The sequence below is a fragment of the Nocardioides ginkgobilobae genome (assembly GCF_054781275.1).
Genome location: NZ_BAAGUS010000003.1, coordinates 1 through 11,022 on the forward strand (window position 1 = coordinate 1; position 11,022 = coordinate 11,022).

Consider the following 11,022-nt stretch of genomic DNA (forward strand, 5'->3'; position numbering starts at 1 on the left):
TGCACGTCGAGGTCTTTCGGGTGGCTGGCGTAGGAACCGCCATCTTCGAAAGACCTCGACCTCTATCCCGGCACCGACGCGCCGACCCCGGCCGCGTCGTCCGCTACACCCTCAACTGTGAAGAGCCGAGAAAGGTAAAGGACGGCCGGTCCACCTGGACGCCGAACCGACCGATCGGCGTCCTCCCGGGTGAGGCCGAACGGGCCATCAGCCGCGGTCGAGCACGACGGCCTCGGGGGTGTGGAGGCGGACCATGAGGCGGTTGGTGTGGGCCGGGATCGTCCGCCGGGTGGCGAACGAGACCCCGACCATGACGATCGCCGCCAGCGGGGCCGACCAGGCAGCCGGCTGGCGCAGCAGCACGTCGGACCAGCCGTCGGAGGCTGGGGTGTAGAGCGTCACGAGGGCGGCCGCGCTGGACCCGACCCCGCCCGCGAGCAGGCCCGAGATCGCGCCGGCGGGGGTGAGGCCGCGCCACCAGATCCCCAGCACCAGCAGGGGGCAGAAGGTCGAGGCGGCGACCGCGAAGGCAAGCCCGACGGTCGTGGCGACACCCGCCCCGGAGCCGGTGAGCGCGACCCCGGCCGGCACCACCACCGCGACGACCGCCCCGGCGCGGAAGCCGGCGACGCCGGAGAGCCGGGTGCCGCGGAACGGCCGGGTGAAGACGTCCTGCGAGAGCACCCCGGCGACGGCGATCGCCAACCCCGAGGAGGTGGAGAGGAACGCCGCGAACGCCCCGCCGACGACCATCCCGGTGAGCACGTCCCCGCCCAGCCCCGGCACGACCAGCCCCGGCAGCTCCAGCACCAGCCCGTCGGAGCCGGAGTCCGCGAGCCCGGGCGCGTAGACCCGCGCCAGACCGGCGTACACCGGGGGCAGGAGGTAGAAGACGCCGAGCAGCACCAGGACGAGCAGCGTCGTGCGGCGGGCCGCGCGGCCGTCGGGGTTGGTGTAGAAGCGGACGACCACGTGCGGCAGCCCCATCGTGCCGAGGAAGGTCGCGGCGATGAGGGAGTAGGTGAGGTAGAGCCCCTGGGCGCCGCCGTCTGCGAGCGGCACCGACCAGGCCGTGGTGGCGGCGGTCGACGCCGGGTCACCGGGGCGCCCGTCGCCCCACCACACCACGAGCAGCACGGCGGCGGGGACGAGGAGGGCGGTGAGCTTGAGCCAGTACTGGAAGGCCTGCACGAGGGTGATCGAGCGCATCCCGCCGGCGGTGACGTTGACCAGCACCACGACCGCGACGACCACCGGCCCCAGCCACCCCGGCCCGCCGACGGCGCTGGCCAGCGTGATGCCCGCGCCCTGGAACTGCGGCAGCAGGTAGAGCCAGCCGATGGCCACCACGAGCAGCGCGCAGGTGCGGCGGACCGCGCGCGACCCGAGCCGGGCCTCGGCGAAGTCCGGGAGGGTGTAGGCACCCGAGCGGCGCAGCGGTGCGGCGACCAGGACGAGGAGGACGAGGTAGCCCGCGGTCCAGCCGACCGGGTACCACAGCATCTCGGCGCCGAAGGCCAGCAGCAGCCCGGCCGCACCCAGGAAGGACGCGGCCGAGAGGTACTCCCCGCTCACCGCCGCCGCGTTCATCCGCGGCCCCACCGCGCGCGAGGCGACCATGAAGTCGCTGGTGGTGCGCGAGAGCCGCAGCCCGTAGGCGCCCAGCGCCAGGGTCGCGACGGTGACCAGCACGATCGCGACGATCCCCGGGGCCGCACCGGTGCCCGGCAGGCCGGTCGTCACCGGTCGACCTCGTCCATCAGCTCCGCGAACGCCGCCTCGTTGCGCTCGGCGCGCCGCACGTAGCGCCAGGCCAGCAGCACCAGGACGGGGTACGTCGCCCCGCCGAGCACGAGCCAGGCGACCGGGAACGGGCCGAACCGCAGCGCCGCCAGGTCGGGAGCCAGGTGCAGCACGAGCGGCAGCGACCCGACCACCAGCGCGAGCACCGTGAGCGTCCGCACGGCGAGCCAGAGCTGCTCGCGCAGCAGGCTGCCGACGTACAGGCCCCCGAGGCGGGTGTCCTGGTCGACCTCGCCCGCGCGGGCCACCGGCGGGCGGCGACGCGGTGGCCCGGTGACCCGGACGCGCTGCCGTGGCCCTGTCGGCCCGGGGTCGGCCACGGCTCAGGTGCCCCGGGTGAGCAGCAGCTCGCGCAGCTCGCGGGTGTGGCGGCGGCTGACGACGAGCTCGGCGCCGCCGCGGACGACGACCGAGCAGCGCCCGGCGTCCATCCGGACCTCGGTGACGTGCGGGAGCGCGACGAGCAGTGAGCGGTGGATCCGCACGAAGCCGGCCGGGCCCCACTCCTCCTCCAGCGTCGAGAGCGGGGTGCGGACCAGGTGCGAGCCCTCGCCGGTGTGCAGTCGGGCGTAGTCGCCCTGCGCCTCGACGTGGGTGATGTCGGCGCGGCTCACGAAGCGGGTCACCCCGCCGAGCTCGACGGGGATCTGGAGGTCGCGCCCGCTCGCCGGCTCCGTGGGGCCGCCGCCGACCCGGCGTACCGCCTCGGCCAGCCGCTCGGCGCGCACCGGCTTGAGGACGTAGTCGACCGCCTGCAGCTCGAAGGCCTCCACGGCGTGCGCCTCGTGCGCGGTCACGAAGACGATGCGCGGCGGCTCCTTGAACCTGCTCAGCACCTGGGCGAGCTCCAGGCCGCTGAGGCCGGGCATCGAGACGTCGAGGAAGAGCGCGTCGACCTCGCGCTCCTGGAGGATCCGCAGCGCCTCGGTCGCAGCCGTGCAGGAGAGCACCTCGCCGACGCGCGGGTCGCGACGCAGCAGCCACACCAGCTCCTCGACGGCCGGCTGCTCGTCGTCCACGACCAGCACCGTGAGGGCGGCCGCGCTCATCGGGCGCCCCGTTGCTGCTCGACCATCAGGCGTGCACCCCCGGGTGGAACTTCGGGACCCGGACGACGACCTTCGTGCCGGCCCCGGGCGCCGTCTCGACGACCAGACCGTACTCGTCGCCGTAGACCGCGCGCAGCCTCCCGTCGACGTTGCCGAGCCCGACGGAGTCGACCGACCGGTCGCCGGCCAGCACCCGGCGCACGTGCTCCGGCTCCTCGCCGACCCCGTCGTCCTCGACCTCGATCAGGCACTCCTGGTCCTGGTCGCGCGCGGTGATCCGGATGTGCCCGCCGCCCTCGACCGACTCCAGGCCGTGGCGCACGGCGTTCTCCACGAGCGGCTGGATGCAGAGGAAGGGCACCGCCACCGGGAGCACCTCGGGGGCGATCGAGAGCGTCACGCGCAGTCGGTCGCCGAAGCGGGCCTGCTCGAGCAGCAGGTAGCGCTCGACCGAGCGCAACTCCTCGGCCAGCGTCGTGAAGTCGCCGTGGCGGCGGAAGGAGTAGCGGGTGAAGTCGGCGAACTCCAGCAGCAGCTCGCGCGCCCGGTCGGGGTCGGTGCGCACGAAGCTGGCGATCGCGCCGAGGGAGTTGTAGACGAAGTGCGGGCTGATCTGGGCCCGCAGCGCGCGCACCTCCGCCTCCATCAGCCGGGTGCGGGAGTCGTCGAGCTCGGCCAGCTCCAGCTGGCCCGAGACCCACTGCGCGACCTCCTCGGTCGCGCGGGCCAGGCCCGCGGTGGAGACCGGGGCGAACGCCTGCAGGGTGCCGACCACGCGGTCCTCGACGAAGAGCGGGCTGACCACCGCGGTCCGGGCCGGGCAGCCGGACTCCCCGCAGCGCAGGTCCTCGCGGCCGAAGGCCCGGGTGCCGGTGCGCTCCAGGGTCTGCTGGACCAGGTCGGGAACCCGGTCGGCGTGGTGCTGGCCGGCGCCGTCCCACGCCAGCAGCCCGGCGGTGTCGGTGAGCGCGACCGCCGGGGTGCCGAGCAGGGTCCGGAGGTGGCGGACGGCCCGTTCGGCGCTGTCGCGGGTCAGGCCCGCCCGCAGCGCCGGGCTCGCCAGTGCCGCGGTGTGCAGCGTGCGGAAGGTCGCGCGGTCGGCGTCCGTGCCGAGGTGGCGCCGGCGCCAGGGCCTCAGCACCGGGCGATGCCTCGTGGTCTCGAGCGCGTCATCGGTGCCGGCTCAGCGGAAGTCGATGAGCAGCATCGCGGTGTCGTCGTCGATCACCGAGGGCGGCGGGGCCTTGGCCACCTCGACCTCGATCCGGGGGATGCTGCCGGTGGTGACGAGCATGGGGGAGTCGGTGGAGGCGTCGTACGCCGTCGCGCGGTCGTCGCTGGCGTCGCCGCTCGTGTCACCGCCCATGTCGCCGCCCGTCCCGCCGGTCGTCCCGCCGGCGGCGTCGAGGGGGGTGACGGGCTGCTCGACCGCCGGCCGCTCGACCACCTTCGTGCGGAAGCAGCGCGCGATCAGCGGCAGGTGCATGCCGTCCATGCCGCGGCCGTAGTCGTCGTAGAAGGCGAGCACCTCCGCGACCTTCGCCTGCCGGCCCGCCTCGTCGAGGACGGCGACGTGGGAGCGGGAGAGGACGAGGTCCTGGATGGTCTCGCGGTCGATGTGCTGGCGGTGCTTGAACCGGGCGTCCTCGACCCAGCCGAAGAGGCCGGTCTCCTCCAACGGGTGGCCGAGGTCGTCGCGCTGGTCCTGCTCGCCGATCAGCCCGCCCAGGCGTCGCACCCACGGGACCCGGTCGTCGCGCTGGTTCCACACCAGGCCCAGGTGGCCGCCGGGCCGCAGCACGCGGTTGATCTCCGGCAGCGCCCGCTCGAGGTCGAACCAGTGGAACGCCTGCCCCGCCACGACCACGTCGACGCTGCGGTCGGGCAGCGGGATCTCTTCCGCGCCCGTCGCGCTGACCCGCACCAGCGGCAGCCGCGCGCGCAGCACCTCCAGCATCGCCTCGTCGGGGTCGGTGGCGTGCACGTCGTGGCCGAGGGAGACCAGCACCTCGGTCAGCTTGCCCGTGCCCGCGCCGAGCTCCAGGACCCGCAGGGGTCGACCGAGGTCGGCGTCGGCGACCTCGGTCAGCCAGGTCGCGGCCTCGACGGGGTACGACGGGCGGCCGCGGTCGTAGGCGAGGGCCACGGACCCGAAGCTGCGCCCGGGGTGCCCTGGGGCGCCCGGCTGGAGGTCGGTCATCGGGCTCACCCTAGTCCGCCACTACCCTCCTGCAGGTGAGCGTCGACCCCCTGTCCTGGCTGGTGTCGCTCGAGGGCGTCCCCAGCGCCTTCGCCGCCACCCGCGACGGCATCGACGCCCTGCTGCGTGACCGTGGCCTGCGGCGTACCTCGCCCGAGCAGACCGCCACCTCGCTGCTGCGCGGTGCGCACGCCTCGGCGGTGCTGGAGGGCTCGGGCTCGACGTGGGAGGAGGTCGAGTCCGGGGCCGGTGACAGCGTCGCCGCCGACGCCGTGCGGCTCTCCACCGAGGTGCTCTCGCAGGTGCCGGTGCTGGGCCGGGCGCCCCTGCAGGCGCTGGCCCGGCTGCACGCCGTCGCCTCCGCCACCTCGCTGCCCGAGGAGCAGCGCGGCCGTCCCCGCGACGCCGCCGCCGCCGAACGGCTGCGTGGGCTGGCCGAGCTGCTGCTCGCGGACACCTCCGCGCCCGCCCTGCTGGTCGCCGCGGTGGTGCACGCTGACCTCGCGACCGCCGCGCCCTTCCCCAGCCACAACGGCCTCGTGGCCCGCGCCGCGGAGCGCCTGGTGCTGGTCGCGCGCGGGGTCGACCCGGCCTCGCTCACCGTCCCCGAGGCCGGCCACCTGGCGCTGCGCGCGGCCTACGAGTCCAACCTGCGCGGCTACGCCACCGGAGGTGACCCCGGCGTGCACGCCTGGCTGCTCTACGCCCCCGAGGCGTTCGCCGCCGGGGCCGACGCCTCCCCGCTGCGCGACTGACCGCACCCGGCGCTGGCCCCTCGCCCACTCGGCGCTCGTTCGAGGGTGACTCGGCGCTCGTTCGACGGTGACTCGGCGTTGGTTCGAGCGTGGCCCCGGGCGCGCGCACAAGCCCGGTCCGCACCGGTGAACGATCCAATCCGACGACTCGCCGGTACCCCTTGCCACTCCCGCCGGACAGGCGTACACATGGAGTCACAACTCCAGAGACGTACACGGGATCCGCGGTACCCACGCGGCGATCGACCCTCTCGAAGAGGGTGCCTGTCGAGTCGGGATACTCCCGCGGCAGCAAGTCGAAGATGCACGCCTGGTAGCCAGGCGGACCCCGTGTCAGCGGTGGCCTCCGGGGCGTATGAACCCGGGGGCCACCAGCATGTTCGGCGCAGGTAGCGACGCCCGTGTCGAGATCTCGGTCGACGTGCGGAGCGGGCGCAGCCAGGACGCGCCCGCTCACGCCCCCGTCGTACGCCGCCGGGCGCCCGCCCACCAGACGCCGCCGACCGCGACGGCCCCGCCCACGGCCAGCGCCGCGAGCGTCGGGCGCGAGGGGACGGGGACCCGGGAGCGCAGGGCCACCGGCTTGTCGAAGACCAGCACCGGCCACTCCTGCTCGACGGCGTGCCGGCGCAGGTCCTTGTCGGGGTTGACCGCGTGGGGGTGGCCGACCGCCTCGAGCATGGGGATGTCGGTGACCGAGTCGCTGTAGGCGTAGCAGTCCGCGAGGTCCCAGCCGCGTCGCTCGGCGAGCTCGCGGATCGCGATCGCCTTCTCCTCGGCGTACATGTAGGTCGCGATCTCGCCGGTGTAGCGGCCGTCCTCGACCTCGAGCCGGGTGGCGATGACGGAGTCCGCGCCGAGCAGGGCGCCGATCGGCTCGACGACCTCGGTGCCGGAGGCGGAGACGATGACGACCTCGAGGCCGTCCGCGCGGTGGGCCTCCATCAGCTCCACGGCCTCCTCGTAGACCAGCGGGTCCACGACGTCGTGCAGGGTCTCGGCGACGATGTCGCGCACGGTCTGGACGTCCCAGCCGGCGCAGAGCTGCGACATGAACTGGCGCAGCTTCTCCATCTGGTCGTGGTCGGCGCCGCCGACGAGGTACATGAACTGCGCGTACGCCGAGCGCAGCACCGCCCGCCGGGAGATGAGCCCTCCCGCCTGGAAGGGCCGGCTGAAGGCCAGGGTGCTCGACTTGGCGATGATCGTCTTGTCGAGGTCGAAGAAGGCCGCAGCGGGCATGTCGCGAGCATACGGGCCGCGGTTCCTGCACAGGGGTGGTTGCGCACGAGGCCTTCCACACCACGTCCCGTACGCCGTCGCGCGGGCGTCGCGGCGGGCCAGCCTGGACCCATGGACCGCCCCGCCCCGCTGCTCGCCACCGCCGACGCCCACCTCGCCGAGGAGGTGCAGCGCCTCGCCGCGTCCGTGGGCACCAGCCCGGTAGTGACGGCCGACGCCGGCGGGCTGCTGCGCCGCTGGCACGGCCCTCCGCTCGTGCTGGTGGGGGCCGACCTGGTCGAGCAGGCCGCAGCCCTGCGCCCGCCGCGCCGGGCGGGTGTCGTGCTGGTGAGCAGCGGTCCGCTGCCGCCGGGGCTGCTGCGTCCGGCGCTCGACCTCGGTGTGGGCGAGGTCGTCGAGCTGCCGAGCGGCAGCGGCTGGCTGGCCACGGCGCTCGGCGACCTGGAGGAGGCGACGCGGGGCGGACCCGTCGTGGGCGTGCTGGGGGGCGCCGGCGGCGCGGGCGCGACCACCTTCGCAGCGGCGCTGGGGCAGCTGGCCGCGACCCAGGGGCCGGTGCTGGTCGTCGACGCCGACCCGCTGGGGCCGGGACTCGACCGGGTGCTCGGCGTCGAGCAGGGGGAGGGGGTGGGCTGGGAGGTGCTGACGACCTCGCGCGGTCGACTCTCGGCCCGGGACCTGCGTGAGGGGGTGCCGCGGCGCGGCCCGCTCGGCGTCCTGACCTGGCGCGCGGCCCAGCCGCCGCGGCTGCCCGACGACGAGCAGCTCGCGGAGGTGGTCGAGGCCGCCCGTCGGGGCCACGACCTGGTCGTGCTCGACCTCGCCCGCAGCCGGGGCCGCGCCGGTCTGCTCGCGCGCTGCGACCTCGTGGTCGTCCTGGTGCCGGCGACGGTGGTGGGGGTGGCCTCGACGGTGCGGGCCTGCGCAGCACTGGACGACCCAGGGAGGGCGGGGCTCGTGCTGGTGGGTCGGGAGGCCGACGAGGAGGCCGTCGCCCACGCGACGGGTCTCCCGGTGCTGGCGCGGATGACCCGGCAGCGCGGCCTCGACGAAGCGGTCGACCTCGGGCTCGGGCCGGTGCGGCACCACCGCGGTCAGCTCGGCCGGGCTGCGGCGGCGGTGCTGACGCGCACCTCCCTGCTCGGGCGGGCGGCGTGAGCGCCCCCGCGCCCGACCTGGTCGAGCGGGTCCGTGCACGGCTCGCGGCCCACCCGGGCCCGCTGACCGCGCAGGCGGTCGCGACGGCCCTGCGGCAGGACGCCGGGCCGGTGGGCCACGACACCGTGCTGGCCGTGCACGCGCGGCTGCTGCGCGACGTGGCCGGGGCCGGCCCGCTCGAGGACCTGCTGGCGCTGCCCGATGTGACCGACGTGCTCGTCAACGGCGCCTCGGCCGTCTACGTCGACCGCGGCCAGGGGCTGGAGCGCAGCCGGGTCGACCTCGGCGAGGAGGAGGCCGTGCGGCGGCTCGCGCAGCGGCTGGCCTCCCTGGGCGGTCGCCGCCTCGACGACGCCTCGCCCTGCGTGGACCTGCGGCTGCCCGACGGCACCCGCTTCCACGCGGTGCTCTCGCCGGTGGCGAGCCCGGGCACCTCGATCTCGCTGCGGGTGCCTCCGCGCCGCTCGCTGACCCTCGACCAGCTGGTCGACTCCGGTGCCGCACCGCCGCCAGTGGCCCGGCTGCTCCGTGCGCTGGTGGCCTCGCGTGCGGCGTTCCTCGTCTCCGGGGGCACCGGCAGCGGCAAGACGACCTTGCTCGCGACGCTGCTCGGGCTGGTCCCGCCGGAGCAGCGGATCGTCGTGGTGGAGGACGCCGCCGAGCTGCGACCCGACCACCCCCACGTGGTCTCCCTCGAGGCCCGCCCGGCCAACCTCGAGGGGGCCGGTGCCCTCGACCTGCGGACCCTCGTGCGGCAGGCGCTGCGGATGCGCCCGGACCGGATCGTCGTCGGCGAGGTGCGCGGCGCCGAGGTGGTCGAGCTGCTGGCCGCGCTCAACACCGGTCACGAGGGCGGCTGCGGCACCCTGCACGCCAACACCGCCGCCGACGTCCCCGCCCGCGTGGAGGCGCTCGCCCTGGCCGCCGGGCTGGACCGGGCCGCCGCGCACAGCCAGCTCGCGGCGGGCGTCGAGGCGGTCGTGCACCTGCGACGGGGGCGGGACGGCGTACGACGGGTGGAGGAGGTGGCCGTGCCCGAGCGGACCGCGGACGGCTCCGTGCGGATGCTCACGGGGGTCCGGGTGGAGTCGGGGAGGGTCCTCGACGGACCGGGGGTCGAGCGTCTCGCCCACGTGCTCGAGCGCAGGTGAGCGGGGCGGTGGGCGGACCCGCGGTGGTTGCCGGCTGCCTGGCGGCGGGCTGCGTGCTGCTCCTGCTCCCGCCGCGGGGGCTGGCACGTGACGGGGTGCCGGGCCCGGGTCAGACGTCGAGCAGGACGCAACGGCTGCGTGCCGCGCACTGGTCGTGCGCGGGGGTCGGCCTGGTGACGGTGCTGGTGGTCGCCGGCCTGCCTGCGCGGGTCGTGGTGCTGGGTCTGCTGGGCTCGGTGGTCGTCGCAGCCGGCGCCGTGCTGCTGGGCCTCCGGCGCGCGGCCGGGGCCGCTGCCCGGGCCGGCGAGCGCACCCGGGAGACCTGCGAGGCGATCGCCGACGACCTCGCCGCGGGCGCGAGCGCCGAGCGGGCGCTGGCCCGGGCCGCCGTCGAGTGGGCCGCGCTCCACCCCGTGCTCTCGGCGCACCGGGTGGGCGCCGACGTCCCGAGCGCCTGGCGCGACGTCGCTGCGACCACTCCCGGTGCCGACGGGCTGCGGCTGGTGGCCGCCGCCTGGCAGGTGTCGGGTCGCACCGGTCAGGGGCTGTCCCTGGCGCTGCACCGGGTCGCCGCCGACCTCCTGGCCGCCGCCGCGACGCGCCGCGCCGTCGACTCCGAGCTGGCCTCGGCCCGGGCCACGGGCCGGCTCGTCGCCGGGCTGCCGGTGCTGGCGTGGCTGATGGGGTCGGGTGCAGGGCAGCACCCGCTGGCGTGGCTGCTCGCCGGACCGCTCGGCTGGGCCTGCCTCGCCGTGGGCCTCGGGCTGCTGCTGCTCGGACTGCTGTGGGTCGAGCTGCTCGCCCGCAGTGCGGTGTCGACGTGAGGCCGACGTGACCGGGTGGAGCCTGCTGGCAGGGCTCGGTGTCGCGGGACTGGTCCTGCTCGCCGGGCGACCGGCGCGACGACCGGCCGTGCTGGCCCCGGGGCGGTCGGCGGCTGGGGCGCGGCCGCCCACCGACGTACGACGGCACAGGGCTGCCGCTGCCGTCCTGGCCGTGGTCGCGGGGCTCACCCTGGGGCGGGCCGTGGTGGGCCCGACCGCGGGAGCGCTGGTCGGGGTGCTGGCCGCGGTCGCGGTCTGGACGCTGGCAGGTCGGGGTGAGTCCTCGGCCGAGCGACGGGAACGACGTCGCGCCGCGGCCGACTTGCCGCACCTCGTCGGCCTGGTCGCCGACGCCCTGCGCTCCGGGGCCGACCCGGCCGCCGCGGTCCGGCAGGCGGGATCCGCCCTGGCCGGACCGGCCGGTCAGCGGTTGCTCGCCCACACGCACGCGCTGGGTCTCGGCGCGGACCCGGCGGAGGTCTGGCGCGCCCTCGGTCGCGACCCCGCCCTCGCCCCGCTCGGCCGCGCCCTGGGGCGCGCGCACGACACGGGTACGCCCGTCGCGCAGGTGGTCCACCTGCTCGCCGAGCAGCTGGCCCAGCAGGCCCGCGCGGGGGTGGAGGACCGTGCCCGCCAGGTCGGCGTGCGCGCGGCGATGCCCCTGGGGCTCTGCCTCCTGCCGGCCTTCGTGGTGCTCGGGATTGTCCCGCTGGCAGCCGCGCTCCTCGGCGACCTCTGGTGAGTCCGCGGGGACGGTGCGCCAGACCCGCCGCGCGGCCGCAGCCCGCGCGGTCCTGCCGTCCGCGGACGGCCCAGCCGTCGGCCCGCCCGGTCCTCGGC

The 11,022-nt window shown here is 76.1% G+C and carries 11 protein-coding genes; 5 read left to right on the plus strand and 6 right to left on the minus strand.

Annotation, left to right across the window (positions count from 1 at the left end):
- Positions 1-207 precede the first annotated feature (207 nt).
- From ACYVID_RS04000 to ACYVID_RS04020, 5 genes are all read right to left on the minus strand, one after another.
- The gene (locus tag ACYVID_RS04000; RefSeq protein WP_460734649.1) at positions 208-1,743 is read right to left on the minus strand and encodes a sodium/solute symporter; all 1,536 of its coding nucleotides are present in this window, start codon (positions 1,741-1,743) and stop codon (positions 208-210) included.
- Positions 1,740-2,051 carry a hypothetical protein gene (locus ACYVID_RS04005; protein ID WP_460734651.1) on the minus strand — a complete coding sequence of 104 codons (312 nt, stop codon included), beginning with the start codon at positions 2,049-2,051 and terminating at the stop codon, positions 1,740-1,742. Before ACYVID_RS04005 ends, ACYVID_RS04000 begins: the two co-directional genes overlap by 4 nt.
- A gap of 75 nt (positions 2,052-2,126) precedes the next feature.
- Positions 2,127-2,852 carry a LytR/AlgR family response regulator transcription factor gene (locus tag ACYVID_RS04010; protein WP_460734653.1) on the minus strand — a complete coding sequence of 242 codons (726 nt, stop codon included), beginning with the start codon at positions 2,850-2,852 and terminating at the stop codon, positions 2,127-2,129.
- A 25-nt stretch (positions 2,853-2,877) separates the two neighbouring features.
- The gene (locus ACYVID_RS04015; protein ID WP_460735078.1) at positions 2,878-3,990 is read right to left on the minus strand and encodes a sensor histidine kinase; all 1,113 of its coding nucleotides are present in this window, start codon (positions 3,988-3,990) and stop codon (positions 2,878-2,880) included.
- Positions 3,991-4,035: 45 nt separating this feature from the next.
- Positions 4,036-5,052, minus strand: coding sequence for a class I SAM-dependent methyltransferase (locus ACYVID_RS04020; protein ID WP_460734655.1), 1,017 nt, complete (start codon positions 5,050-5,052; stop codon positions 4,036-4,038).
- Positions 5,053-5,087: 35 nt separating this feature from the next.
- On the opposite strand from ACYVID_RS04020, the gene ACYVID_RS04025 reads away from it, so the two are divergent.
- Entirely contained in the window at positions 5,088-5,807 is a 720-nt protein-coding gene (locus ACYVID_RS04025) for a Fic family protein (RefSeq protein ID WP_460734657.1), read from the plus strand.
- A gap of 453 nt (positions 5,808-6,260) precedes the next feature.
- On the opposite strand, the gene ACYVID_RS04030 is transcribed toward ACYVID_RS04025, so the two are convergent.
- Positions 6,261-7,049 carry an HAD family hydrolase gene (locus ACYVID_RS04030; protein WP_460734659.1) on the minus strand — a complete coding sequence of 263 codons (789 nt, stop codon included), beginning with the start codon at positions 7,047-7,049 and terminating at the stop codon, positions 6,261-6,263.
- A 111-nt stretch (positions 7,050-7,160) separates the two neighbouring features.
- Here ACYVID_RS04030 and ssd point away from each other — a divergent pair, with 111 nt between their 5' ends.
- The 4 genes from ssd (at position 7,161) to ACYVID_RS04050 (ending at position 10,924) form a co-directional block, all read left to right on the plus strand.
- Positions 7,161-8,207 (plus strand): septum site-determining protein Ssd, encoded by a 1,047-nt coding sequence (ssd, locus tag ACYVID_RS04035; RefSeq protein WP_460734661.1) that lies wholly within the window; start codon positions 7,161-7,163, stop codon positions 8,205-8,207.
- Positions 8,204-9,358: a TadA family conjugal transfer-associated ATPase gene (locus tag ACYVID_RS04040; RefSeq protein WP_460734663.1), complete on the plus strand. Its 1,155-nt coding sequence runs from the start codon at positions 8,204-8,206 to the stop codon at positions 9,356-9,358. The genes ssd and ACYVID_RS04040 overlap by 4 nt, the downstream gene beginning before the upstream one ends.
- Positions 9,359-9,531: 173 nt before the next feature.
- Entirely contained in the window at positions 9,532-10,182 is a 651-nt protein-coding gene (locus ACYVID_RS04045) for a type II secretion system F family protein (protein WP_460734665.1), read from the plus strand.
- Positions 10,183-10,189: 7 nt separating this feature from the next.
- Positions 10,190-10,924, plus strand: coding sequence for a type II secretion system F family protein (locus ACYVID_RS04050; protein WP_460734667.1), 735 nt, complete (start codon positions 10,190-10,192; stop codon positions 10,922-10,924).
- Positions 10,925-11,022 lie beyond the last annotated feature (98 nt).

What these genes read in the sequence shown, in the direction of transcription:
- ACYVID_RS04030 (WP_460734659.1), bottom strand. Translation starts at nt 7,049, where the DNA reads ATGCCCGCTGCGGCCTTCTTCGACCTCGACAAGACGATCATCGCCAAG.
- ACYVID_RS04010 (WP_460734653.1), bottom strand. Translation starts at nt 2,852, where the DNA reads ATGAGCGCGGCCGCCCTCACGGTGCTGGTCGTGGACGACGAGCAGCCG.
- ssd (WP_460734661.1), top strand. Translation starts at nt 7,161, where the DNA reads ATGGACCGCCCCGCCCCGCTGCTCGCCACCGCCGACGCCCACCTCGCC.
- ACYVID_RS04020 (WP_460734655.1), bottom strand. Translation starts at nt 5,052, where the DNA reads ATGACCGACCTCCAGCCGGGCGCCCCAGGGCACCCCGGGCGCAGCTTC.